This window comes from Bradyrhizobium genosp. SA-3 (assembly GCF_004212635.1).
Taxonomy (GTDB): Bacteria; Pseudomonadota; Alphaproteobacteria; order Rhizobiales; family Xanthobacteraceae; genus Bradyrhizobium.
The window spans coordinates 1-23102 of record NZ_PSRT01000088.1 but is presented as its reverse complement, the minus strand read 5'-3'; the positions used below and the strand labels follow the sequence as shown (position 1 = coordinate 23102).

The following is a 23102-nucleotide window of genomic DNA, read 5'->3' as shown; positions in this document are numbered from 1 at the left end:
CAAACTGTTTGCAAGGTCAAGGCGACATCGTCGCACACGGCGAGCGCGGGGTTTCGGACAAGAGTCGGGGTCGGTGGTGATGGATCGGACGTTCCGGATCAAGGTGCACATGCGCCGCTTCAGGCGACGGCATCCCCGTATCGCTTTCGCGCTCCGCTCCTTCATGATCTTCTCGGCGACGTTCGGCGCCGCCTATGGTTTCGTCTCCGGCAGCCGGTCCGAGAACTCCGGCTACGATCCGAATGCGTTTGCGATCGGCGCGAGCTTCCTGTTCGCGCTCGCCTGCCTAGGCCTTGCGACGCTGAGCATGCGGCTGCGCTTCGTCAACAAGCGGCTGCGTACGCTCGCCGCCCACAACGAGGTGCTGATCGACCGCAATTGGGAGCTGAAGGAAGCCGAAGAGCGCGCGCGCAGCCTGTTCGAACAGCAGGGCGACCTGATCGTGCTGCGCGACACAAACGGCCGCATCACCTTTGCCAATGACGCCTATTGCGCGCTGGCCGGACAGGCGCGGAGCGCGCTGGTCGGCACCCGTTTCGATTTCGACGTGCTGGAGCAGGGCGACAGCGCGCGCGAGAGCAGCGGCACGCGCGTTCACGACCAGAAGATCGCAACCCCGCTCGGCGCGCGCTGGATCGCCTGGCGCGAGGGCTATGTCCGCCGCGATGCCGGGCAGCCCGCCGAATTGCAGAGCGTCGGACGCGACGTCACCGACCGCACCGAGACCGAACGCGCTTTGTCCGACGCGCGCGACCAGGCCGATGCCGCCAACCGCGCGAAATCGCGCTTCCTGGCGATGGCCTCGCACGAAATCCGGACGCCCCTCAACGGCATCATCGGCATGGGCGGCCTCATGCTCGACACCACGCTGACGCCGGAGCAGGCGACCTATGCCAAGGCCGTGAAAACCTCCGGCGAAGCCTTGATGACGCTGATCGAGGAGCTGCTCGATTATTCCAAGATCGAAGCCGGCAAGCTCGATCTCGAGCAACGTCCCTTCGCCTTGTCCACGCTGATCGAGGAGATCACCGAGCTTCTGGCGCCGCGTGCGCAGGCCAAGACTCTCGAGATCGCGTCCTATATCGACGAGCGCCTGCCGCTCGAGGTGGTAGGCGATGCCGCGCGGCTGCGCCAGGTGCTGCTCAATCTCGCCGGCAACGCCATCAAGTTCACCGCGAGCGGAGGCGTCGCGCTGATCGTCGAGCCCGGCATCTGGCCGAACGAGATCAGCTTCCTGGTCCGCGACACCGGCATCGGCATCGCGCCGGAAGCGCAGTCGCGCATCTTTCGTGAATTCGAGCAGGCGGACGAGCGCGTCGCGCGCACTTACGGCGGCACGGGGCTCGGCCTTTCCATCAGCGAGCGCATCGTCAAGCGCATGGGCGGCCGGATCACTCTCACGAGCGAACCAGGCAAGGGCTCGACCTTCGAGGTCGCGGTGCCGCTTGCGCCGTCACAAGCCGGCGCAGGACAAACGGCATTCCCCAGCCCCGATCTCGCCGGCAAGTCGCTACTCCTCGTCGCCGACGGCATCGAGGCCTCGCTGATCGCGCGGCGCCTGGAACGCTGGGGCGGCCAGACCTGCATGGTTGCGGATGCGGCGGTCGCCGAGGCGCTGCTGCCGGAGCGTTCATGGCACGCCATGCTGGTCGATCGCGCGATCGGTCCTGCCGCTGCCGACCATCTCGGCGAAGCGGCGCGGGCGCATGCGATGCAGCGGCTCGTGCTGCTGACGTCGAGCTCGCGCCACGAGAAGTTCTCCCCGGCCTTCACCGGATTCCTGGTGAAGCCGCTGCGGGCGGCCTCGCTCGCCGCACGCCTCGCGCTGACGCCCGAGGTCGCCTCGCCCGATCTCGCGCCGGAGCCGGTGGCAGAATCCACCAGCGCAACGCAGGCGAGGGGCTTCTCGATTCTCGTTGCCGAAGATAACGAGATCAACGCATTGTTGATGCGGTCGCTGCTCACGAAACTCGGCCATCGCGTCGTCATCACCGTCCATGGCGAGGCGGCGCTGGAATCCTGGCTCGCCGCCTCATCGGCCGGCACGCCCTATGACCTCGTACTGATGGACATCCAGATGCCGCAGCTCGACGGCATCGAGACGACAAAACGCATCCGCGCACATGAGGCAGCCACGGGTCGCCAGCACACGCCGATCCTGGCACTCACCGCCAATACGCTGGTCGAGGACCGCTACGCCTGCTTCGAGGCAGGCATGAACGGATTCCTGATCAAGCCGCTCGACCGGGAGAAGCTGGACGAGGCGCTGGCCGGGCTGGCCGCGTCCCGGCACCTGGCAGTCTGATCGCGAATCTCATGGGAACCTGAGCCCGGCCGGCGCCAGCTAGGGAGCGGGGGAGGTCGGAAGCCGACCATGCTTCGTGCCGTCCGGTGGGACGATCGCTTCCTCGACATGAGCAACAAAACGCGGCGCAGCGAGCTTATCAGGCGGCGTTTGGGGGCCTTTGAATATGGTGTCCGTCTTTGCCGCGCGCTTGCAATGTGGGCACACGAAGAGATGCGCGATGATCGGGGTCGGCTCGTCCGCGAGCAGTTCGGAGCGGAACCACTTCATCTCGATATGACAGTCCGGGCAGATCGGCGCTTCAAGCTGCTCCGCAGCGCTTCTGAGACGATCAACCATGCTGCCTCCCAGCCGTTTTTGAAGGCATAGCGGAATACCGATTGCCGGTCAGCAACAAAAGACACTCAGCGCGGACCAGCCAGGGACCCATGTTTCACCGGCGCAATTACAGCCGCCTGAGCGCCACGCTCTCCACCGTGTGGTCGGCGCCCTTTTTCAGGATCAGCGTCGCGCGGGGGCGGGTCGGCAAAATGTTGTCCTCGAGATTGGCGAGGTTGGTGCGTTCCCAGATCGCGATCGCGGTGGCGGTCGCCTCCTCGTCCGACAACAGCGCGTAGCGGTTGAAGTAGGATTTTGGATTGGTGAAGGCGGTGTCGCGCAGCGCCAGGAAGCGCTTGATGTACCATTGCCGCAGCGCCGTCTCGTCGGCATCGATATAGACCGAGAAGTCGAAGAAGTCGGAGACCACAGGCACCGCCTTGCCGTCACGCGGCAGCTTTCCGGTCTGCAGCACGTTGACGCCTTCGACGATCAAAATGTCGGGCCGATCGATCTCGGCCCACTCGTTTGGCACGATGTCGTAGGTCAGATGCGAATAGACCGGCGCGCGGACGTGACGACGGCCGGACTTGATGTCGGAGAGGAAGCTGAGCAGCAGCGGCAGGTCATAGCTCTCCGGAAAACCCTTCTTCTGCATGATGCCCTGCCGCTCGAGCACCGCGTTGGGATACAGAAATCCGTCGGTCGTGATCAGTTCGACCTTCGGCCGCGGCGACCAGCGCGCCAACAGCGCCTGAAGCACGCGGGCCGTGGTGGATTTTCCGACGGCGACCGAGCCGGCGACGCCGATGATGTAGGGCACCTTTCGATCGCGGATATTGAGGAACTGGCGCTCGGCGTAATACAGGCGCTGCATGGCGTCGACATAGATCGACAACAGGCGCGACAGCGGCAGGTAGATGTCCTCGACCTCCTGCAAGTCCAGGCGATCGTGCAGCGAGCGCAGCCGGTCGAACTCGCCCGGCTCCAGCGTCATCGGCGTGTCGTCGCGCAGCCTGGACCACTGCTCGCGCGTATAAACGCGGTACGGATTATACTGCTGCTCGGGTGCGCGGATATCCATGACGCGATCTTTCCACCTCGGCTAGTTGCCGCTCTTGCGCGACGCCTTTTCTTCCAACCCTGACATCGACGTCCGCTCGTCCAGCGCGGCCTCGACTTCCTCCAGCTTTACGCCGCGTGCCTTGAGCAGCACAAGGAAATGGTAGAGCAGGTCGGCGCTTTCGGCGATCAGATGCGCGCGATCGTTTTCGACTGCTGCGATTACGGTTTCGACTGCTTCCTCACCGAACTTCTTGGCGCAATGCTCGGCGCCCTTGTCCAGAAGCTTGCGGGTATAGGAGGCCTCGCCACCGGATGCCGCGCGGGCATCGATGGTCTCGGCCAGATCGTGGATCGTGAAACGCGGCATACAGACTACTCGGAAAACGCGATCCGGCCGAACGAGCCGGTCTCTACCGGCTCGTGTAGCACTTTTGTGAACGGGAGTCGTCAGACATCGAGGCGCATGGGCAGCCCGCGGCGGGCCATGTGCTCCTTGGCTTCGCGGATGGTGAATTCCCCGAAGTGGAAGATCGAGGCGGCCAGCACGGCGGTGGCGTGCCCGTCGCGGATACCGTCGACGAGGTGGTCGAGATTGCCGACACCGCCAGAGGCGATCACCGGGACGGAAACGCTGTCGGCGATCGCCCGGGTCAGCGGAATGTCAAAACCCTGCCGGGTGCCGTCGCGGTCCATCGAGGTGAGCAGGATTTCACCGGCGCCGAGCGAGACCACTTCCTGGGCATATTCGATGGCGTCGATGCCGGTCGAATTGCGCCCGCCATGGGTGAAGATCTCCCAGCGGTCGCCGCCCGGACGCTTGACGCGCTTGGCGTCGATCGCCACCACCACGCACTGCTCGCCGAATTTTTCGGCGGCTTCCTTGACGAACTCGCGTCGCGACACCGCGGCGCTGTTGATCGAAACCTTGTCTGCGCCGGCGCGCAGCAGAGTCTTGATGTCGTTGACCTCACGCACGCCGCCGCCCACGGTGACAGGCATGAAGCAGGCTTCCGCCGTGCGCCGGACCACATCAAGCATGATGCCGCGGTTCTCATGGGTCGCGGTGATGTCGAGGAAGGTGAGCTCGTCGGCCCCGGCGGCATCATAGGCAATCGCGGCTTCGACAGGGTCGCCGGCATCGCGCAAATCGACGAAGTTGACGCCCTTGACGACCCTTCCGTCCTTGACGTCGAGGCAGGGGATCACGCGCACCTTGAACATCGGATGTCTCCTAGTCGCGTGCGTTGCGGATCAGGTGAGGGCAGCCGCGGGATCGAGCCGGCCGTCGTAGAGCGCACGGCCGGCGATCGCGCCGGCGAGTTTCTTGGCGCGCGGCGTCAGCATCGCCTTGACGTCCTCGATCGAGGCGAGGCCGCCGGAGGCGATCACCGGAATCGAAATTGCGTCGGCGAGTGCGATGGTCGCATCTAGATTCAGGCCCTTGAGCAGGCCGTCGCGCGCGATGTCGGTGAAGATGATGGCGGCAACGCCGGCATCCTCGAAGCGCTGCGCGATTTCCAGCACTGTGACCTGCGAGGTCTCGGCCCAGCCTTCGACGGCGACCTTGCCGTCGCGGGCATCGAGACCGACCGCGACGCGGCCGGGAAATTTCTTCGCCGCCGCCTTCACCAACTGGGGATCGCGCACCGCGGCGGTGCCGATGATGACGCGGGTGATGCCCTTTTCGAGCCAGGCTTCGACGGTCGCGAGATCGCGAATGCCGCCGCCGAGCTGCACCGGAATCCTGATCGTCTTCAGCATCGCCTCGACGGCCTGTGCATTCACCGGCTTGCCGGCAAAGGCACCGTCGAGGTCGACGACGTGGAGATACTCAAAACCCTGCTCGGCAAAGCTCTGCGCTTGCGCCGCGGGATCGAGGTTGAACACGGTCGCGCGCGCCATGTCGCCTTGCTCGAGGCGCACGCATTGGCCATTCTTGAGATCAACAGCGGGAAAGAGGATCACGGCTTCCATCGCAAAAAGTTCGAGATCAGGGCCAGGCCGAAACGCTGGCTCTTCTCGGGGTGAAATTGCGTGCCGATCGCGGTGTCCTTCGCGACGATCGCGGTGACAGGCCCGCCGTAATCGGCGCACGCCAGCACATCCGCCTCGTTGGCGGGGTTGAGGTGATAGGAGTGCACGAAATAGGCGTGCTGGCCCTTAGGGCCAAGCGGCAGCTTGTTCAGCACCGGATGCTCGCGCAACACCTCCAGCGTATTCCAGCCCATGTGCGGAATCTTCAGGTTCTCGTCGCGCGGCGTGATCTTCTCGACATCGCCGCCGATCCAATTCAGGCCGTCCGTCGTGACATGCTCCTTGCCGCGGCTCGCCATCAACTGCATGCCGACGCAGATGCCGAAGAAGGGCCGCGCCTTGACGCGCACCGCTTCCGTGATCGCCTCGACCATGCCGTTGACGGCATCAAGTCCGCGCCGGCAATCGGCGAAGGCGCCGACGCCCGGCAGCACCAGACGGTCGGCGCTGTAGGCTTGGTCCGGATCGCTGGTAACGAACACCTTTTGCGGATTGTCCAGGCTGCGCGCGGCGCGCTCGAAGGCTTTCGCGGCGGAATGCAGATTGCCGGAACCGTAATCGATGATGGCGACGCTCATCTTGACCCTCCCGGTTCTGGAAACAACCCAATGATGCCGCCCGCCGGCAATGGCGGCGGGTTCGAGAATTGCTGACCCGGCACGCCGCGGGTCGGCGGCGGGCCGCCGCGATCGACGGCCCACTGATCGTTGACGATGCCGTGCTGTTTCTGGCTCCAGCGCTCGAAGAAACGGCGCTCGGCGGTGTCCTCGTTGTCGGCAATCACGACATCGAGCTGACGCCACTTGCCGCGCGACAAGGTCCAGCGGCGAAGGCTCGAGGCCTCAAAGCCCATCAGCAGGGCGACAATGAGATCCGTGTAGAAGATCGAGGAGCGCCCGAGACCGAGGCTGGACAGTCCCGCATTGAACGCGGCCACAAAGATCACCCAGCCGATCAGCGCCAGCCACAGCCGATTCCACAGCAGCCAGATCGGGCCGAAGATCATCGCCCAGAAGTGGAAGCCGTCGCGCACGAAGACGAACTTGTCGGTGGCGCGCAGATCGGCTCCGGCAGGAGAGGGAGCATGAACCGTATAGACAGGCATGGTGATGCCCCGTTCTCTAAATTCAGTGATACCGGAGGCGGCGCCCGCCGCCGGACCGAGACGTCAGCCGCCGAGCGAGCCCTTGGTGGACGGGATTTCGCCCACAGCCTTCGGATCGATCGCGACCGCAGTGCGCAGCGCCCGCGCCAGACCCTTGAAGCAGGACTCGGCGATATGGTGGCTGTTATCGCCATATAGGGTCTCGACGTGGAGAGTCACGCCGGCGTTGATGGCGAAGGCCTGGAACCACTCGCGCACCAGCTCGGTGTCGAACTCGCCGATCTTGTCGCGGGGGAAGTCGGCCTTGAACACCAGGAACGGGCGGCCCGAGATGTCGATGACGACGCGCGACAGCGTCTCGTCCATGGGCATGTGCACGCCGGCGTAGCGGGTGATGCCCGCCATGTTGCCGAGCGCCTGCTTGACCGCCTGGCCGAGCGCGATGCCGGTGTCTTCGGTGGTATGGTGATGATCAATGTGCAGATCGCCCACCGCCTTGACCGTGAGGTCGATGCGGGAATGGCGGGCCAGGAGATCGAGCATGTGGTCGAAAAAGCCGATGCCGGTCGCGATATCGGCCACGCCGGTGCCATCGAGGTTCACGGTGACCTCGATGTCGGTCTCCTTGGTCTTGCGCTTGATCGTCGCGGTGCGCATCAAAACTAGCTTTCATCCTAGTTCGGGGCCGAAAACGCCGGTCTTTTAACAGCCAAATGACGCCTTCGCTACTGCGGGAACGGCTGGTCCGGCCTCTACTTCTGCCTATGGTGAGCGAATTAGGCCCGGAGCGGCCCCGTTGTGCGCCGGTTGTCCGCCTGTTGTCCCCTTGGCCCCGACCGCCTAAATCAGGCCCGACAACGAGGATCATTCATGCAGGTTTCCCAGAACAGCTCGCCGGGCTGGCACGGCACCACGATTTTGACGGTCCGCAAGGGCGGCAAGGTGGTGGTCGGCGGCGACGGACAGGTCTCGATCGGCCAGACCGTGATCAAGTCCAACGCCAAGAAGGTCCGCAAGCTCGGCAAGGGCGACGTCATCGGCGGCTTTGCCGGCGCCACCGCCGACGCCTTCACGCTCTTCGAGCGGCTGGAGAGCAAGCTCGAGCAATATCCGGGGCAGCTGACCCGCGCTGCGGTCGAACTGGCCAAGGACTGGCGCACCGACCGCTATCTGCGGCGGCTGGAGGCCATGATGATCGTGGCCGACAAGGACGTCTCCCTGGTGCTGACCGGCACCGGGGACGTGCTCGAGCCCGAGGCCGGCGTGATGGCGATCGGCTCTGGCGGCAATTATGCGCTCGCCGCGGCCCGCGCCCTGCTCGATACCGACAAGGATGCCGAGACCATCGTCCGCCGCTCCCTCGACATCGCCGCCGACATCTGCGTCTACACCAACCGGAATGTGACGATCGAGAGCCTGGCGACAGGGTAGGGCCTGAAACAGCAGCTCCGAACTCGGTGCAACCTCTCCCGCCTGCCTGCGGGGGAGGTCGGCGCGAAGCGCCGGGTGGGGGCTCTCTCCTCTTGGGGGCTGTCCCATTGCGGAGACACCTCTCCCCAGCCCTCTCCCGCAAGCGGGAGAGGGAGTGGAGCACCATCGTAGCCGCGACATGAACGCCACCTACATCTTCCGCCCGATGACCGCGGCCGATTTGCCGCTGATCCGGCGGTGGCTGGACGAGGCACATGTGCGGGAATGGTGGGGCGATCCGGACGAGCAGCTTGCGCTGGTCAGCGGCGACCTCACTGAACCCGCAATGGACCAGTTGATCGTGTTGGCCGGCAACAGCCGCTTCGGCTATCTTCAGTGTTATCGCCTGACCGCCTGGAATACGGGCTTCGGGCCGCAACCGGAGGGCACGCGTGGGATCGACCAGTTCATCGGCGAAAGCGACATGATCGCGTGTGGCCATGGCTCGGCGCTCATTCGCCAATTCGTCGAGGCGCTGCTGCGGAACGGCGTGCCGCGGATCGTCACCGATCCTGATCCGCTCAACGCGCGCGCGATACTCGCCTATGAGAAGGCTGGGTTCGTCCGCGACCGCATGGTCGAGACGCCGGACGGACCGGCGCTGTTGATGGTGCGTGAAACGTGACGCTGACGAGCACGCAGCAGAGCAGGATCGCGGTACCGCCGCTCGCCTGGGTCGGTATCGCGCTGTTGCTGCTGGCGCTGCAAGCCTCGATCCTGTTCGCGGTGGGACGCGTGCCGATCTGCACCTGCGGCTATGTGAAGCTGTGGCATGGCGTGGTGAACAGCTCGGAGAATTCCCAGCAGATCGCCGACTGGTACAGTTTCTCCCACGTCCTGCACGGCTTCCTGTTCTACGGTTTGACCTGGCTGCTGTTCGCGCGACTGCCCTCGCTGCCGTTGTCATGGCCGGCGCGGCTGATCATCGCCATGCTGATCGAAGGCGCCTGGGAGATCGTCGAGAACTCGCCGTTCATCATCGAACGCTACCGCGCCGGCACGATCTCTCTGGACTATTACGGCGACAGCATCGTCAACTCGGTCTCGGACACGGTCTTCATGGTGCTGGGGTTCCTCGTTGCCCGTGCGCTGCCGGTGTCCGTAACCATTCTGGTCGGGCTCGCCTTCGAAATCATGCTGGCGCTCCACATTCGCGACAATCTGACACTCAATATCCTGATGCTGATCCATCCGCTCGACGCCGTGAAGCAATGGCAATCCGGTCCACCGATCATCTGATGGCCGAAAAAAGCGGCTTGTCCCAGCCCGCATCTGACCCTAGCTAAGGTGCCATGACAGACTTCTCCCCCCGTGAAATCGTATCCGAACTCGATCGTTTCATCGTCGGCCAGGCCGACGCCAAGCGCGCCGTCTCGATCGCGCTGCGCAACCGCTGGCGGCGGCAGCAGCTCGAAGGCTCCTTGCGCGAGGAGGTGCTGCCGAAGAACATCCTGATGATTGGCCCCACCGGCGTCGGCAAGACCGAGATCGCGCGACGGCTCGCCAAGCTCGCAAATGCGCCGTTCCTGAAGGTGGAAGCGACCAAGTTCACCGAGGTCGGCTATGTCGGCCGCGACGTCGAGCAGATCGTGCGCGATCTCGTCGAGGTCGCGATCGCCCAGGTGCGTGAACGCAAGCGCAAGGACGTGCAGGCGCGGGCGCAGCTCGCGGCCGAGGAGCGCGTGCTCGATGCGCTGGTCGGCGCCAATGCCTCTTCCGCGACCCGCGAATCCTTCCGCAAGAAGTTGCGCGCCGGCGAGCTCAACGACAAAGAAATCGAGATCGAGACGCAGTCGTCCGGCGGCGGCCTGCCGATGTTCGAGATCCCCGGCATGCCGGGCGCGCAGATGGGCGCGATCTCGATCGGCGACATCTTCGGCAAGCTGGGCGGCCGCAGCAAGACGCGACGGCTGACCGTCGAAGGCTCGCACGAGATTCTCGTCAACGAGGAATCCGACAAGCTCTTGGACACCGAACAGCTCACGCTGGAAGCGATCAGCGCCGTCGAGAACAACGGCATCGTGTTCCTGGACGAGATCGACAAGATCTGCGCCCGCGACGGCCGCGTCGGCGGCGATGTCTCGCGCGAGGGCGTGCAGCGCGATCTCTTGCCGCTGATCGAGGGCACCTCGGTCTCGACCAAGCACGGCACGGTCAAGACCGACCACATCCTGTTCATCGCCTCCGGCGCCTTCCACGTCGCAAAGCCATCGGACCTGTTGCCGGAATTGCAAGGCCGCCTGCCGATCCGCGTTGAATTGCAGGCGCTGACCCGCGACGACATGCGCCGCATCCTGACCGAGCCCGAAGCCTCGCTGATCAAGCAATATGTCGCCTTGATGCAGACTGAGGGCGTGACGCTCGACATCACCGATGGCGCGGTCGATGCGCTGGCCGACGTCGCAGTGGCCGTTAATTCCGCCGTCGAGAACATCGGCGCGCGGCGGCTCCAGACCGTGATGGAGCGGGTGCTGGACGAGATCTCCTTCACCGCCCCCGATCGCAATGGTGAGACCGTCCGGGTCGATGCCGACTACGTGCAGAAGCACGTCGGAGATTTGGCCAAGAATGCCGATCTGAGCCGGTTTATTTTGTAATTCGCCAAGCCCGCGCTATTGATTCGGCCGTCGTCCCGGCGAAGGCCGGGACCCATAACCACCAGCATTCCTTGTTGGCAAAGACAGCGGCTCCAGCGTTGGCTCAAGACATACATTCGTGGTTATGGGTCCCGGCCTTCGCCGGGACGACAACGGAGTTTTATGCGCGGCAAGTACCAAATGCCCGCTAGCCTCTGGCAAAACCCCTGGCGTCTGCTGCTCGCGATCAACGCCGCCGTCCTCGTCGGCGTGTTCGTTCACAAGATCCAGCTGCCGCCTTACGTCCCCTACATCCACCTCCTCGTCGACTACCATTTCGGCTTCATCAAGCGCGCGCTGATCGGGGCGATCGTCGCGCTGTTCACGGCGAAGGTGCCGGTATGGCTGGTGTTCGCGCTCGGCGGCGTGACGTGGCTGGCGACGCTGGGGCTGTACGCAAGGCTGTTCCAGAAGACGTTCGGCTTCACCGCGAAGACGCTGCCGCTGTTCGTCTTCACCGTGGGCTCGCCGTTCTTCCTCAAGAACTTCATGCATACGCTCGGCCATTTCGACATCTATGGCTGCGCGCTGGCGATCGTCCTCTTGCTGATGCCGGCGGGCTCGCTGCTCTTCGTGGCGACGGCTGCGCTGTTCTCGATCGTGCTCGTGTTGATCCATCACATTCATCTCCTGATGTATGTGCCGACGATCATCACCATCGTCGTGATCAGGCATTATCTGGCTTGCGGCTGCAATCGCACCAACATTGCGTTCGGTGTCGCCGCTTTTGCCATCGTCTCCGCGCTGTTCTTCGCGGCGCAGTTTCTGGGAACGATGCCGATCCCGGAAGCGGATTTCGCCGCATATCTCAAGAGCCGGATGGCCGATCCATCCCGCACTGATCTGCTGCAGTTCAGCTACATCTGGTATCAGCCGCTGGCGAAGGAGGTTGCCGACACCTGGGGCCGGCTGCCGCACAATATTCTCGGCGTGCCCGTGTTTGCGCTACTGATCTGGCTGCACTCGCCGTTGTGGCGCTATCTTGCGAGCCTGATCGACGCGCTCGCGAAGGATATGCACCGGCGCCTCGTCCTCGCGGCGGTGATCGGCGTCAGCCTCGCCTATCTCGTCATGTTCGCGATGGTGTTCGACTATTCGCGCTGGATCTCGAACTGGGCGGTCTGCATGTTCCTGATTCTGCACGCGGTGAAGATGCTTCCCGCCGCGCGCGAGACGCCGCCGATTCCGGCCGAGGATCGAAAGACGAACATCCCCGGCCTGATCCTCACGCTGATCCCGCGCGTCGGAATCGTCCGACCGTTCTGAGACGACTCCGCCCAACTCCGGAGACGGTGCGCTCCCTCTCCCGCTTGCGGGAGAGGGTACACCTAGCGTGCCGCTGCTAAAACTTCCTAACCTCTCGCCCGGCGAATCCGCACATACAGCGCACCCTCGCCGCCGTGCCCGATATGGGCCTCCTCGAAGCCGACGACGAAGGCACGGAATTCCGGCAGGCTGAGCCATTCCGGCACCTGGCGGCGGAGCACGCCGCTTTCGCCGCCGCTGCGGCCCTTGCCGGTGATGACGAGGACGAAGGTCAGGCCGTCGTGATGGGCGCGGTGCAGGAAGCCGGTCAGCGCACGATGGGCACGCGTCTGGGTCATGCCATGCAGGTCGAGCCGCGCTTCGATCTCGCGGCGCCCACGCGACAGCTTTGCGCGCTCGCGCTTGCCGAGCGGCGCCAAGGGCGGCACGGACGGCTTTGCGACGCGCGGCACCGGCGCAGTGGCAACCGACCTTGCGGGCGCCGTGGGTCTTGCGGACGGCAACGTCGGTGATGGCTCACTGCGCGGTGCGGCCGGCGCCTTCGCCACGCGAGACTTCCTCAGCGGCTTGACCTGTTTTGCAACATTGTCCCACAGCGCGCGCTCCTCCTCGCTCAGCGCGCGGCGACGCGGCGAGGGGCGAGGCTCCAGCACGGGCGGACGGGACGATCGCTTCATTGCTGCGGGTGGGAACGACGATAAACGCGCTTGCGCTGTTCGCGGTCGGGCTTGATGTTGGGACGCGGCTCCGGCAGCGGCACCGGGCTCGCCACCGCAACGGTGGCGTCCTTGGCTTGTGGCACGGCCGGCGAAGCCGCGCCAGCCTTCACCGATTCAGGCTTGCCGGACTCAGCAGCTTTCGCCGCAGCCGTCGCGTTGTTCGGATCCTTGGCCGGATCGGTCTGCGGAAACAGCTTTGCGATCTTCTCCGAGGGGCGCGGGTCAGGCACCGGCAATCGCGCGCCGCGCATGCTGGGATCGAGGCTCTTCGGCACCAGCATCACGAAATGCATGGGATGGCGCAGCCGCCCGGAAACGCGGCCGGCCTCCGTGCCAGCGCCGAAATAAAGATCGGCGCGCGCAGGTCCGATGATGGCAGAGCCGGTGTCCTGCGCGATCATCAGCCGATGGAACGGCGTCTTGGCGCGTTCGGAATCGATCGGCAGCTCGCCCTCGATGAAGAATGGCGTGCCGTAGACATGCAGTGACTTGTCGACCGCGATCGAGCGACCGGCGGTCAGCGGAATGCCCTGCGCGCCCACCGCCTCCTCCTTGTCGGAGAGATTGACCTCGCGGAAGAAGATGTAGGCGCGGTTCTGGCGGCGCAGCTCCTTGGCTCCGTCAGGATTCTGCGTCATCCATTCCCTGATCTTCTGCATCGACATCTCTTCCTTCGGAATGATGCCGCGCTCGATCAGGATGCGGCCGACCGCCGTGTAGGGATAGCCGTTATAGGCGTCGTAATTGAGCCGGACCGTGCCGCCGTCGTCGAATTTGATCCGCGCCGAGCCCTGGATCTGCGCGAACAGGAGATCGGTGGGGTCCTTGAGCCAAGCGATCTCCAGCCCGCGGCCGGCGATCTTGCCGTCCTCGATCTCGCCGCGGTCGTAATACGGCACCAGCTTGCGGCGACCGATCTTGCGATAGACCGGGCCCTTGTTGGGCAGGCTGACCGAGTCCTGCTTGTAGCCGCGCACGAACAGGTTGGACGGCCGGCGATACACCGGAACGTTGTAGACGTCGGTCTGCGTGCGTGATCCCTCCAGCACGGGCTCGTAATAGCCGGTGACGAAGCCGTCGGGCTCGCCGAGGCGCGAGATGCGCAACGGCGCAAAATTCTCCTCGAAGAAGGTCTTGGCTTTGGCGTCATCGGTGAGCGCGAGCGATCTGGCGGCCCGGCAGGGCTCGCTCAGCGAGGCGCCAAGTGCTTTGGATTCGGCTTTGGATTCGGCTTTCGGCTCGGATGCGCCGGTCTGCGCGTTGATCGACCGGCAGCTCGCACGGAACGTCTTGTAGGCGGCGAGATGATTGTCGTCGCTCCAGCCCTTCACGTCCGTCCAGGCCAGCGGCAGATATTGCGCGCCGGAAATCTCGAACGGCAGGGGAAGCTGCGGATAGGGCAAGGCCCGCGGCGGGGCGGCAGGCAGTGTCGGGAGATGATGGTGGTGGCTGCGGTAGTGGCGCCGCGCCGCCTCAGCGCCGAGCGAAAACGACGACAGCACGACGACACCTGCGCAAAGCGCCGTCGCGCTGTTCTTCAGAAATATCTTAGTTCGCGCTTCCGGTGCCAACCAGCTTCCAGTTCGGATCGCGAGAGGAGGTGTCGCGGGCGAAAGTCCAGATGTCGGTGATGTCGGCGACCGTGTCGGCGCTGCCGTCGACGATGTTGCCGGCCTTGTCGCGGGTGGCCGAGATCATCTGCGAGACGAAGCGTATGGCGAGCTGCGCGGTGCGGTCGCGCAGCTCGGCGCCGACGAGCTCGGCCTTGTCGATCGAGACGAAACGCGTCTCGGTCTTCTGCTCGTTCTTCTCGCGCTCCTTGATCGCGGCGTCGAAGCTCTCATAGACCTCCGTCGACAACAGGTCGCGCAACGCGCGGCGGTCGCCATTGGCAAAGGCCAGCACGATCATCTCATAGGCGCCGCGGGCACCCGAGATGAAATGGCGCGGGTCGAAAGTGGAATCCTTGTCGACGATGGCGTCGAGACCCTGCGCGAGCGGGGTGCCCGGCTCGGCCAGGCCCTTCCAGCGGTCGGCGGGCGGAGTCGGCTCGGCCGTCGGCGCCAGCGGGGCCTGGTCGATCACCTTGCCCGGCATGGTCACGACGTTCTTGTCCTGGGCACCCTGGAGCGCATTGCGGTCGAACGGCGGCCGTTCGCTGCCGGTGCGCTGCCCCAGCACGCTGCGCAGCCGCAGAAAGATAAAGACCGCCAGCGCCAGGAAAATGATAGTGTAGATGTCCACGTCGTATTCGCTTTCTGGTCTTTGCTTTGGGTCTTCGCTTTGGGGTCGTCGCCGGGAAAATCAATCCGGCCAGTAGACCGTTCCATACGGAAACGGCAAGTCTACATCACCATTTTAGGTCCGCCCGTCTGGTCCCCGGGATGTAGGCACGAAATCTTGCCCGGCCAATGGCGCCTTTTGGCACAGCGCTGAGTGTAGCGCGTTTTATGCTTAAGGGGAAACCCGATCCTGCCTGGAAATCGCGCTTCTTCAATCGTTTAGGGCGCAATTTCGCGCAAAAGACCGGGGTGGACGGCACAGTTGCGGCCGCGGCTCCGATATCTCACCCGGGGTCGTTCGTCCTTGTAGAATGAGGCGACCCTATGTTAGCCAACCGCCGCGAAATTCAGCCCAAATCGGGTAAGGAGAGACTTTCATGACCAACGGTAACGGCACCCCTCCCGAGGCGGCCCAGGCTCCCCAGCTCAACGTGCTGGCGCAATATACCAAGGACCTCTCGTTCGAAAATCCGAACGCGCCGAGCTCGCTCCAGCAGCAGAGCCAGCCGCCCCAGATCAACATCCAGATCAACGTCAGCGCCAACAACCTCAGCGAACAGGAGTTCGAGGTGACGTTGTCGGTCGAGGGCAAGGCCGAGGCGGCGAGCAAGATGATGTTCTCGTTCGAGCTCGCCTATGCCGGCGTGTTCCGGATCGCCAATGTGCCGAAGGAGAATTTGCATCCGCTGGTCATGATCGAGTGCCCGCGTCTGCTGTTCCCGTTCGCGCGCGAGATCATCGCGACCGCCGTCCGCGACGGCGGGTTCCCGCCGCTGATGCTGGATCCGGTCGACTTCGTCGGTCTCTATCGTCAGAACATGGAGCGGCAAATGGCTGCTCAGGGCCAAGCCGGTCAGGCCTAACCGGCCGCCATGGCAGCTGGAGCGGGCAGGTACTCGCTCCAGATCGCCTTGTCGCCGAGCGTTGCGATGAAGGCCCGATGGGCCTCGCGTTCGGCATCGGAAACCCGCGGCGCAAGCGGCACCAGGCGCTGTCGCCGCGGCGCTTCGCCGGTCGCACTGACGCGAATCTCCTCGGTTTCCGAGGCCAGCAGCAGCTGCGACTGCCGCGCCCCGACCAGATCGACATAGACCTCGGCCAGGAGCTCGGCGTCGAGCAACGCACCGTGCTTGGTGCGGTGTGAATTGTCGATCGCGTAGCGCGAGCAGAGATCGTCGAGCCGGTTCGACACGCCGGGGTGCTTGCGCCGCGCCAGCAGCAGCGTATCGACCAGCCGCTCGCGCGGGATCGCCGCGCGCTTGATCCGGTCAAGCTCGGCATTGATGAAGCTGATGTCGAACGAGGCGTTGTGGATCACCAGCGGCGCATCGCCGATGAATTCCAGAAACTCGTCGACGACCTCGTGGAACAGCGGCTTGGTCGAGAGGAATTCGGCCGACAGCCCGTGCACTGCGAAGGCCTCCGCCGGCATGTCCCTTTCAGGGTTCATGTAGCGGTGGAAGGTCTGTCCGGTCGGCATGCGGTTGAAGATCTCGACACAGCCGATTTCGACCAGGCGATCGCCGCGGAGCGGATCGAGGCCGGTGGTTTCGGTATCGAGAACGATTTCGCGCATGATTGAGATGGCCGTAAAAAATCGGCGAATCAGGCTCGCCGCTGCGGCATCTTAACGACCTCGGCCAGGATGTGCTTGATTTGCGCCCGCACCGGCTCAAGTCCGTGTGAGGTATCCACCACGAAATCGGCGCGCTTGCGCTTTTCGGCGTCGGGCATCTGCTTGGCGATGATGGCGTCGAGCTTCGCCTCGTCCATCGTGCCGCGCGCCAGCACCCGCTCGCGCTGAAGTTCCGGCGAGGTCGAGACCACGACCACGGCGTCGACCCGTTTCTCACCGCCGGTTTCGAACAGGAGGGGAATGTCCAGCACCACGACGGGGACGTTGGCCGCTTCGGCCTCGGCGAAGAATTTTTTGCGGGACTCGCCCAGCATTGGATGGACGATCTGCTCGAGCTGCTTGATCGCGGCGGGATCGTGCACCACGCGCGCGGACAGCTTGGACCGATCGACCTTGCCGTTGATGGTCGTGCCGGGGAAGGCAGCCTCGATCGCGGGAGCCGCTTCGCCCTCATACAAGTGATGAACTGCGGCATCGGCGTCGTAGACGGGAACACCAGCCTCCGCGAACAATTTCGCGGTGGTGGATTTGCCCATCCCGATCGAGCCGGTCAGTCCGAGGATCCGCATCAAGGCCCAGCCATGTCTGTCGTTCACACCGCAACTAGCCGTTCGCGGCGCAGGAACGCAAGCAGTGGCAGCAGCGGCAGGCCGAGAATGGTGAAATGGTCGCCCTCGATGCGCTCGAACAGATGGATACCCAGCCCTTCGAGCTGATAGGCACCGACACTGGTCGTGACGGCGTCACCGGCGGCATCGAGATAGGCTGAAAGCTGGGCCTCGGTCATATGCCGCATGGTCATGCGGGCTACCGACACATCCTCGAAAACAATCTTTCCGTCATGCGCCACCGCCACCGCTGAATTCAGCTCGTGGCTGCTGCCGGCGAGATCGCGCAATTGCCCCATCGCCTGGGGACGACCGGCGGGCTTGTTGAAGAGGCGCTCGCCAAGAGCCAGGGTCTGATCGGCGCCGATCACATAGCTTCCGGGATGAAGAGCCGAGACTGCCTTGGCTTTCTCACATGCCAGCAGCAGAGCAATTTCGCGCGGGTTTGAAAGCTTCGAGGCCGCCTGAATGCCGCGCTCGTCGATGTCAGCCGTCACGCTCTCGAATTCGAAGCCAGCATTCGCCAGCAGCATTTTCCGCGCGCTGCTCTGCGAGGCCAGGATCAACGGAGATGTGCCGCGCCATAGACCCATTGCGAAAACTATTCCGAGGGCCGGTTGCGCTGGCGATCGGTGTAGAGCTTCATGATCGCCGCGGCGGTTTCCTCGATCGAGCGTCTGGTGACATCGAGCAGCGGCCAATCGTGCTTGGCGCTGAGCTTGCGCGCGAACGCGACCTCCTCGGTGACCGATTGCTTGTCGGTATAGGTGTCGCTCCCAGACTCGGCTCCCATAGACAGCAGGCGATTCTGACGGATCTGGATCAGCCGTTCCGGCGTCGCATGCAGGCTGACGACCAGCGGACGCGTCAGCGTCTCCAACTGCGAGGGCACCGGAATGCCCGGAACCAGTGGCACGTTGGCGGTGCGGATGCCGCGATTGGCGAGATAGATCGACGTCGGCGTCTTCGAGGTGCGGGACACACCCACCAGCACCACGTCGGCCTCGTCGAGACCTTCGACATGCTGGCCGTCGTCGTGGATCATGGTGTAGTTCAGCGCATCGATGCGCTTGAAATATTCCGCATTGAGCACGTGCTGAGCGCCGACGCGACCCGTGGTTGCAGCGCCGAGATACGCTTCAAACAGCTGCATCACCGGGCCGATGATCGACAGGCTCGGAACGTTGATCTCCTTGCACTTGTTCTCGAGCCTGAAGACCAGATCCTTCTCCAGCAGCGTGAACAGCACGATTCCCGGCGCCTCCTCGATCTCGTCGAGCACGCGATCGAGCTGCTTCTGGCTGCGCACCAGCGGATAGACGTGCTCGACCGGCGTCACGTTGGCGTATTGAGCCGCGACCGCGCGCGCCACCGTGATGAGCGTCTCGCCCGTCGAGTCGGAGACCAGGTGCAGATGGAAATAGTTGTTCGAGGTCGGCACAAAAACTCTTTGAATTTTGGTGGGGCAGTTTGTGGATTTCTGTGGAGCTTAACCTCTCGGAAAGGGATGTGCGACACTAGGGACGGGACAACGGCCAATTTTCTTCACACCACTGCCCGTCAGAACAAGTTTGCTGGCCGTCCGAGACGGAAACGGGATTGCGCGGACAAGCCTCTTGATAAGCTGCCGACAGGCGGGCGCAAGCCCCTGAGACCGGGTCACTTATTCCGACCGGCCAGACCGGCGCAGCATATGTTGATGGATGTGAACAAGCGCGCGTGAAGTGGCGGACGGAATTGCGTGAGTCCAATCCACGGTCACAAAGACTCAAACCTTAAGATTCTAAAATTTTTAGGTTTAGAAGAGCCGAGCACGCGGATATGTGTGTGCGCCCAAATCTATGAATGAATTCTTACCGGACACCTTCCATCCACTGTTCGGTGAGCAGAAAGCGGTTTCGAGCAGAATCGATCGCGGTTCGCGCCGGCAAAGCGGGCCGAAAACAAGAATGGGAGGCTGCCGGCATGTATGAGTGGATCAAAGCGCTGCACGTGATCGCCGTCATCTCCTGGATGGCGGGCATGCTCTATCTGCCGCGGCTGTTCGTCTATCACTCCGAGGCCGAAATCGGCTCGAAGCAGTCGGAAACGTTCAAGATCATGGAGCGCCGGCTGCTCAAGGCGATCATCAATCCCGCCATGATGGTCACCTGGCTCGCCGGGCTCTATCTCGCCTGGTCCGGCCATTGGTTCACCTCCGGTTGGCTGCACGTAAAACTGGCACTGGTCCTGGCAATGTCCGCGGTCCACGGCTTTTTTTCCCGCTGGCTGAAGGATTTCGCCGCCGACCGGCGCCCGCGGACCCAGAAATTCTATCGAATTATCAATGAGGTGCCGACCGTCCTGATGATTTTCATCGTGATCATGGTGATCGTGAAGCCGTTCTAGGCAAGGCGCGCGACGAATCGCTCAGCGCTTCGGCTTGCGGAGCAGGGAGCGATTTTCTATATTATCGATATCCCACCCAACGCAGGCGGATGTGGTTGTGTCCGAGCTTTCCAGAGGCCGGACACCGCATCAGGTTTGAAGCCTCATCGGCACTCTCCTTGCCAGACCTGCGGACCTTACCTGCACTGCTCGCGTCCGCATTTCAGAGCCACCTCGCACCCCCCTTCCAGGTTACCCCACAGGACCACCCCAATGCGGGAAATTAAACTCCAGGACCTCAAGTCGAAAACCCCGGCCGAGCTGGTCTCGTTCGCGGAAGAGAACGGGGTCGAGAATGCCAGCACCATGCGCAAGCAGGAGCTGCTGTTCGCCATCCTCAAGCAGCTCTCGCTGGCCGAGACCGATATCGTCGGCGAGGGCGTCGTCGAGGTGCTCTCCGACGGCTTCGGCTTTCTTCGCTCGCCCGATGCGAATTATCTGCCCGGCCCGGACGACATCTACGTGTCGCCCTCGCAGATCCGCCGTTTCGGCCTGCGCACCGGCGACACCATCGAGGGCCATATCCGCAGCCCGAAAGAGGGCGAGCGCTATTTCGCGCTGCTGAAGGTCAACACGCTCAATTTCGAGGATCCGGAAAAGGCCAAACACAAGGTCAATTTCGACAACCTCACGCCGCTGTTTCCGAATCAGCGCTTCCGCATGGAGATCGACGATCCCACGCGCAAGGATCTCTCCGCACGCGTGATCGACATCGTCGCGCCCATCGGCAAGGGCCAGCGCGCGCTGATCGTCGCGCCGCCGCGCACCGGTAAGACCGTGCTGATGCAGAACATCGCGCACTCGATCACCGCGAATCACCCGGACTGCTATCTGATCGTGCTCTTGATCGACGAACGTCCGGAAGAAGTCACGGACATGCAGCGTTCGGTGAAGGGCGAGGTGGTGTCCTCGACCTTCGACGAGCCGGCGGTGCGCCACGTCCAGGTCGCCGAGATGGTGATCGAGAAGGCCAAGCGCCTGGTCGAGCACGGCCGCGACGTCGTGATCCTGCTCGATTCGATCACCCGCCTGGGCCGCGCCTACAACACCGTGGTGCCGTCATCCGGCAAGGTGCTGACCGGCGGTGTCGATGCCAACGCGCTGCAGCGCCCGAAGCGCTTCTTCGGTGCCGCGCGTAACATCGAGGAGGGCGGCTCGCTGACCATCATCGCGACCGCGCTGGTCGATACCGGCAGCCGCATGGACGAAGTCATCTTCGAAGAGTTCAAGGGCACCGGTAACTCGGAGCTGATCCTGGACCGCAAGGTCTCGGACAAGCGCACCTTCCCGGCGATCGACATCTCGCGCTCCGGCACCCGCAAGGAGGAGCTCATCACCGATCCGCAGGTGCTCAAGAAGATGTACGTGCTCCGCCGCATCCTCAACCCGATGGGCACCATGGATGCGATCGACTTCCTGCTCGACAAGCTGCGCTCGACCAAGAGCAATTCGGAGTTCTTCGACTCGATGAACACCTGAGTGCGGTGCAGCGAAAAGTTAGAGGGCGCCTTCGGGCGCCCTTTTTCATTGTGCAGCTTTGCTGCGGCGAACGTGCAGTACGACAGCGGCTTCCCGCTCGATTCCTGATCTTCATTAAGTTATTGATATATAATGCAATAAGACTTGCATTTGCTTGAGCTTGCTAGGCTTGATCGGCTGGATCCTGCAGCAAAATTGCTGCAGCTTTATTGCATCGCAATATCAGCCTTTGTTGCGGGACTTGGCGCAGCAGAACTAGGCACCTGGCGTTCGAAATGGTGGATTTGCCTTTTCTCCCGCAGCCGGACAAATAGGCCATGCATCCGCAAGACCAAACCATCTTTGCGCTGTCGTCCGGCCGTCCGCCGAGCGCGATTGCGATGGTGCGTGTCTCCGGGCCGCAGGCCGGCGTGGTGTTGACGACGCTGGCGGGTACGCTGCCTGCGCCGCGGCAGGCCAGCCGCCGATTGCTCCGTGACGGCGTGGGCCAACCGATCGACGACGGGGTCGTGCTCTGGTTTCCGGGACCGGGTAGTGCGACCGGCGAGGACGTCGCCGAATTCCACGTTCATGGCGGCCGCGCGGTGCTCTCGGCGCTTCTTGCAGCGATTTCTGATATACCGAATACGCGGGCGGCCGAGCCCGGCGAGTTCACGCGGCGCGCGTTCGAGAACGGCAAGCTCGACCTCACTGAGGCCGAGGGCCTCGACGATCTCATCCACGCCGACACCGACCGCCAGCGGCGTCAGGCGCTGCGCCAATTGCAGGGCCTGCTCGGCCATCGCGCGCGCGACTGGCGCGAGCGCATCATCGAGGCTTCGGCCCTGATCGAAGCCGGCATCGATTTCTCGGACGAAGGCGATGTGCCTGCCGAGGTCCTGGCGCCGGCAGTCAAGGCGATCCGAGCGCTGTATGGTGAAATTGCAGAAGTCCTTGCGGCACAGGGCCAAGCTGAACGTCTGCGCGATGGCCTGGTGGTTGCGATCGCAGGCGAGCCGAATGTCGGCAAGTCGACGCTGATGAATCAGCTCGCGCGCCGCGAGGTCGCGATCGTTTCGCCGCACGCCGGCACCACACGCGACGTGATCGAGGTACAGCTCGATCTCGATGGCTACCCCGTCACGGTGATCGACACCGCCGGCATTCGCGAGACCGACGATCCGGTCGAGCAGGAGGGTGTGCGCCGGGCGCGCGCTAGGGCCGAAGACGCGGATCTCGTGCTGTGGCTGGTGGAGGGATCGCAGGCCATCGATCCGGACGCGACGCGGTCGCTGTGGAAGGCCAGCGATGGCGATCGGACCGGTGGCTCGATCTGGATCGTGCGCAACAAGATCGATCTCGGTGGGGTGGGGGAAGCCGGGCCGCGCGGCGAGTTCGAGATCTCGGCGAGCCGGGGCGATGGCATCCCTCAGCTGGTCGACGCGCTGGTGACATTTGCCTCTGAATTCTTCGGGACCAGCGAGGGCGCATTGGTGACCCGGGCCCGCCAACGCGACCTGTTGCGTCAGGCGGCAGACAGCTTGCGCCAGAGCCTGGAGCTAGTAGAAGAGGGCGAGGAACTCGCCGCCGAGGAACTGCGTGCCGCCGCCTATGCCCTGGGTCGGCTGCTGGGCCGGGTGGATGTCGAAGACGTCCTTGGGGCCATTTTCCAAAAATTTTGTATCGGAAAGTAGTGCTAGTTCTTCATTGTAGGATTAGCGCTTGTTCCATTTTTTGCGTTTCACGTGAAACGGTGGAGACCGTTGTTCCACT

Annotated in this window: 25 protein-coding genes; 11 read left to right on the top strand and 14 right to left on the bottom strand. The window is 63.7% G+C overall.

Annotation, left to right across the window (positions count from 1 at the left end; all coding sequences use genetic code 11):
• Window positions 1-79: 79 nt before the first annotated feature.
• Both CWO91_RS27380 and CWO91_RS43275 read left to right on the top strand, forming a co-directional pair.
• Complete coding sequence (locus CWO91_RS27380) at window positions 80-2305, top strand: PAS domain-containing hybrid sensor histidine kinase/response regulator (protein WP_165405739.1); 2226 nt, start codon at window positions 80-82, stop codon at window positions 2303-2305.
• Window positions 2306-2374: 69 nt separating this feature from the next.
• Window positions 2375-2674: a hypothetical protein gene (locus CWO91_RS43275; RefSeq protein WP_165405738.1), complete on the top strand. Its 300-nt coding sequence runs from the start codon at window positions 2375-2377 to the stop codon at window positions 2672-2674.
• Window positions 2675-2750: 76 nt separating this feature from the next.
• On the opposite strand, the gene coaA is transcribed toward CWO91_RS43275, so the two are convergent.
• From coaA to hisB, 7 genes are all read right to left on the bottom strand, one after another.
• Window positions 2751-3707 carry a type I pantothenate kinase gene (gene coaA, locus CWO91_RS27370; RefSeq protein ID WP_130217953.1) on the bottom strand — a complete coding sequence of 319 codons (957 nt, stop codon included), beginning with the start codon at window positions 3705-3707 and terminating at the stop codon, window positions 2751-2753.
• A gap of 21 nt (window positions 3708-3728) precedes the next feature.
• Window positions 3729-4055 (bottom strand): phosphoribosyl-ATP diphosphatase, encoded by a 327-nt coding sequence (locus tag CWO91_RS27365; protein WP_130217951.1) that lies wholly within the window; start codon window positions 4053-4055, stop codon window positions 3729-3731.
• A gap of 80 nt (window positions 4056-4135) precedes the next feature.
• Window positions 4136-4909, bottom strand: a complete 774-nt coding sequence (gene hisF / locus CWO91_RS27360; RefSeq protein WP_130217949.1) for an imidazole glycerol phosphate synthase subunit HisF — start codon at window positions 4907-4909, stop codon at window positions 4136-4138.
• 30 nt (window positions 4910-4939) lie between these two features.
• On the bottom strand, window positions 4940-5662 hold the full coding sequence (gene hisA / locus CWO91_RS27355) for a 1-(5-phosphoribosyl)-5-[(5-phosphoribosylamino)methylideneamino]imidazole-4-carboxamide isomerase (RefSeq protein WP_165405737.1): 723 nt from the start codon (window positions 5660-5662) through the stop codon (window positions 4940-4942).
• On the bottom strand, window positions 5650-6300 hold the full coding sequence (gene hisH / locus CWO91_RS27350) for an imidazole glycerol phosphate synthase subunit HisH (RefSeq protein WP_130217947.1): 651 nt from the start codon (window positions 6298-6300) through the stop codon (window positions 5650-5652). The genes hisA and hisH overlap by 13 nt, the downstream gene beginning before the upstream one ends.
• Complete coding sequence (locus tag CWO91_RS27345; RefSeq protein WP_130217945.1) at window positions 6297-6827, bottom strand: DUF2628 domain-containing protein; 531 nt, start codon at window positions 6825-6827, stop codon at window positions 6297-6299. The genes hisH and CWO91_RS27345 overlap by 4 nt, the downstream gene beginning before the upstream one ends.
• A 63-nt stretch (window positions 6828-6890) precedes the next feature.
• Window positions 6891-7484 carry an imidazoleglycerol-phosphate dehydratase HisB gene (hisB, locus tag CWO91_RS27340; RefSeq protein ID WP_130217943.1) on the bottom strand — a complete coding sequence of 198 codons (594 nt, stop codon included), beginning with the start codon at window positions 7482-7484 and terminating at the stop codon, window positions 6891-6893.
• A 213-nt stretch (window positions 7485-7697) separates the two neighbouring features.
• On the opposite strand from hisB, the gene hslV reads away from it, so the two are divergent.
• From hslV to CWO91_RS27315, 5 genes are all read left to right on the top strand, one after another.
• Complete coding sequence (hslV, locus tag CWO91_RS27335) at window positions 7698-8258, top strand: ATP-dependent protease subunit HslV (RefSeq protein WP_091882572.1); 561 nt, start codon at window positions 7698-7700, stop codon at window positions 8256-8258.
• 178 nt (window positions 8259-8436) lie between these two features.
• Window positions 8437-8922, top strand: coding sequence for a GNAT family N-acetyltransferase (locus CWO91_RS27330; protein WP_130217976.1), 486 nt, complete (start codon window positions 8437-8439; stop codon window positions 8920-8922).
• A 2-nt stretch (window positions 8923-8924) separates the two neighbouring features.
• Window positions 8925-9536: a DUF2585 domain-containing protein gene (locus CWO91_RS27325; protein ID WP_433995578.1), complete on the top strand. Its 612-nt coding sequence runs from the start codon at window positions 8925-8927 to the stop codon at window positions 9534-9536.
• A 53-nt stretch (window positions 9537-9589) separates the two neighbouring features.
• Window positions 9590-10894, top strand: a complete 1305-nt coding sequence (gene hslU, locus CWO91_RS27320; RefSeq protein WP_130217939.1) for an ATP-dependent protease ATPase subunit HslU — start codon at window positions 9590-9592, stop codon at window positions 10892-10894.
• 180 nt (window positions 10895-11074) lie between these two features.
• Window positions 11075-12199, top strand: coding sequence for a hypothetical protein (locus CWO91_RS27315; RefSeq protein WP_130217937.1), 1125 nt, complete (start codon window positions 11075-11077; stop codon window positions 12197-12199).
• Window positions 12200-12285: 86 nt separating this feature from the next.
• Here CWO91_RS27315 and CWO91_RS27310 read toward each other — a convergent pair whose 3' ends face one another.
• The 3 genes from CWO91_RS27310 to CWO91_RS27300 are packed head-to-tail and all read right to left on the bottom strand — an operon-like array spanning window position 12286 to window position 15162.
• On the bottom strand, window positions 12286-12876 hold the full coding sequence (locus CWO91_RS27310; RefSeq protein ID WP_130217935.1) for a Smr/MutS family protein: 591 nt from the start codon (window positions 12874-12876) through the stop codon (window positions 12286-12288).
• Window positions 12873-14489, bottom strand: coding sequence for a murein transglycosylase A (gene mltA, locus CWO91_RS27305; protein WP_165405736.1), 1617 nt, complete (start codon window positions 14487-14489; stop codon window positions 12873-12875). The genes CWO91_RS27310 and mltA overlap by 4 nt, the downstream gene beginning before the upstream one ends.
• Window positions 14467-15162 (bottom strand): Tim44/TimA family putative adaptor protein, encoded by a 696-nt coding sequence (locus CWO91_RS27300; RefSeq protein WP_130217931.1) that lies wholly within the window; start codon window positions 15160-15162, stop codon window positions 14467-14469. The genes mltA and CWO91_RS27300 overlap by 23 nt, the downstream gene beginning before the upstream one ends.
• 415 nt (window positions 15163-15577) lie before the next feature.
• Here CWO91_RS27300 and secB point away from each other — a divergent pair, with 415 nt between their 5' ends.
• The gene (secB, locus tag CWO91_RS27295; RefSeq protein WP_130217929.1) at window positions 15578-16063 is read left to right on the top strand and encodes a protein-export chaperone SecB; all 486 of its coding nucleotides are present in this window, start codon (window positions 15578-15580) and stop codon (window positions 16061-16063) included.
• Here the strand turns inward: secB and dnaQ are convergent.
• The 4 genes from dnaQ to CWO91_RS27275 are packed head-to-tail and all read right to left on the bottom strand — an operon-like array spanning window position 16060 to window position 18885.
• Window positions 16060-16776 carry a DNA polymerase III subunit epsilon gene (gene dnaQ / locus CWO91_RS27290; RefSeq protein ID WP_130217927.1) on the bottom strand — a complete coding sequence of 239 codons (717 nt, stop codon included), beginning with the start codon at window positions 16774-16776 and terminating at the stop codon, window positions 16060-16062. The two genes, secB and dnaQ, sit on opposite strands and share 4 nt — an antisense overlap.
• Before the next feature lie 29 nt (window positions 16777-16805).
• Window positions 16806-17405, bottom strand: a complete 600-nt coding sequence (gene coaE / locus CWO91_RS27285) for a dephospho-CoA kinase (RefSeq protein WP_130217974.1) — start codon at window positions 17403-17405, stop codon at window positions 16806-16808.
• Window positions 17406-17428: 23 nt separating this feature from the next.
• Window positions 17429-18037, bottom strand: a complete 609-nt coding sequence (locus CWO91_RS27280) for a Maf family nucleotide pyrophosphatase (protein ID WP_130217925.1) — start codon at window positions 18035-18037, stop codon at window positions 17429-17431.
• Window positions 18038-18045: 8 nt separating this feature from the next.
• Complete coding sequence (locus CWO91_RS27275; RefSeq protein WP_091882598.1) at window positions 18046-18885, bottom strand: pyruvate, water dikinase regulatory protein; 840 nt, start codon at window positions 18883-18885, stop codon at window positions 18046-18048.
• 524 nt (window positions 18886-19409) lie between these two features.
• Here CWO91_RS27275 and hemJ point away from each other — a divergent pair.
• The 3 genes from hemJ (at window position 19410) to mnmE (ending at window position 23023) form a co-directional block, all read left to right on the top strand.
• The gene (gene hemJ, locus CWO91_RS27265) at window positions 19410-19832 is read left to right on the top strand and encodes a protoporphyrinogen oxidase HemJ (protein WP_130217923.1); all 423 of its coding nucleotides are present in this window, start codon (window positions 19410-19412) and stop codon (window positions 19830-19832) included.
• A 252-nt stretch (window positions 19833-20084) separates the two neighbouring features.
• A complete protein-coding gene (rho, locus tag CWO91_RS27260; RefSeq protein WP_128930505.1) occupies window positions 20085-21350 on the top strand; it encodes a transcription termination factor Rho in 1266 nt (421 codons plus the stop codon).
• A 317-nt stretch (window positions 21351-21667) separates the two neighbouring features.
• Window positions 21668-23023 carry a tRNA uridine-5-carboxymethylaminomethyl(34) synthesis GTPase MnmE gene (gene mnmE, locus CWO91_RS27255; protein WP_130217921.1) on the top strand — a complete coding sequence of 452 codons (1356 nt, stop codon included), beginning with the start codon at window positions 21668-21670 and terminating at the stop codon, window positions 23021-23023.
• The last annotated feature ends 79 nt before the right edge of the window (window positions 23024-23102 follow it).

Coding starts and splice junctions, on each gene's coding strand:
- CWO91_RS27380 (WP_165405739.1), top strand. CDS start 80: ATGGATCGGACGTTCCGGATCAAGGTGCACATGCGCCGCTTCAGGCGA.
- CWO91_RS43275 (WP_165405738.1), top strand. CDS start 2,375: ATGCTTCGTGCCGTCCGGTGGGACGATCGCTTCCTCGACATGAGCAAC.
- coaA (WP_130217953.1), bottom strand. CDS start 3,707: ATGGATATCCGCGCACCCGAGCAGCAGTATAATCCGTACCGCGTTTAT.
- CWO91_RS27365 (WP_130217951.1), bottom strand. CDS start 4,055: ATGCCGCGTTTCACGATCCACGATCTGGCCGAGACCATCGATGCCCGC.
- hisF (WP_130217949.1), bottom strand. CDS start 4,909: ATGTTCAAGGTGCGCGTGATCCCCTGCCTCGACGTCAAGGACGGAAGG.
- hisA (WP_165405737.1), bottom strand. CDS start 5,662: ATGGAAGCCGTGATCCTCTTTCCCGCTGTTGATCTCAAGAATGGCCAA.
- hisH (WP_130217947.1), bottom strand. CDS start 6,300: ATGAGCGTCGCCATCATCGATTACGGTTCCGGCAATCTGCATTCCGCC.
- CWO91_RS27345 (WP_130217945.1), bottom strand. CDS start 6,827: ATGCCTGTCTATACGGTTCATGCTCCCTCTCCTGCCGGAGCCGATCTG.
- hisB (WP_130217943.1), bottom strand. CDS start 7,484: ATGCGCACCGCGACGATCAAGCGCAAGACCAAGGAGACCGACATCGAG.
- hslV (WP_091882572.1), top strand. CDS start 7,698: ATGCAGGTTTCCCAGAACAGCTCGCCGGGCTGGCACGGCACCACGATT.
- CWO91_RS27330 (WP_130217976.1), top strand. CDS start 8,437: ATGAACGCCACCTACATCTTCCGCCCGATGACCGCGGCCGATTTGCCG.
- hslU (WP_130217939.1), top strand. CDS start 9,590: ATGACAGACTTCTCCCCCCGTGAAATCGTATCCGAACTCGATCGTTTC.
- CWO91_RS27315 (WP_130217937.1), top strand. CDS start 11,075: ATGCCCGCTAGCCTCTGGCAAAACCCCTGGCGTCTGCTGCTCGCGATC.
- CWO91_RS27310 (WP_130217935.1), bottom strand. CDS start 12,876: ATGAAGCGATCGTCCCGTCCGCCCGTGCTGGAGCCTCGCCCCTCGCCG.
- secB (WP_130217929.1), top strand. CDS start 15,578: ATGACCAACGGTAACGGCACCCCTCCCGAGGCGGCCCAGGCTCCCCAG.
- dnaQ (WP_130217927.1), bottom strand. CDS start 16,776: ATGCGCGAAATCGTTCTCGATACCGAAACCACCGGCCTCGATCCGCTC.
- coaE (WP_130217974.1), bottom strand. CDS start 17,405: ATGCGGATCCTCGGACTGACCGGCTCGATCGGGATGGGCAAATCCACC.
- CWO91_RS27280 (WP_130217925.1), bottom strand. CDS start 18,037: ATGGGTCTATGGCGCGGCACATCTCCGTTGATCCTGGCCTCGCAGAGC.
- hemJ (WP_130217923.1), top strand. CDS start 19,410: ATGTATGAGTGGATCAAAGCGCTGCACGTGATCGCCGTCATCTCCTGG.
- rho (WP_128930505.1), top strand. CDS start 20,085: ATGCGGGAAATTAAACTCCAGGACCTCAAGTCGAAAACCCCGGCCGAG.
- mnmE (WP_130217921.1), top strand. CDS start 21,668: ATGCATCCGCAAGACCAAACCATCTTTGCGCTGTCGTCCGGCCGTCCG.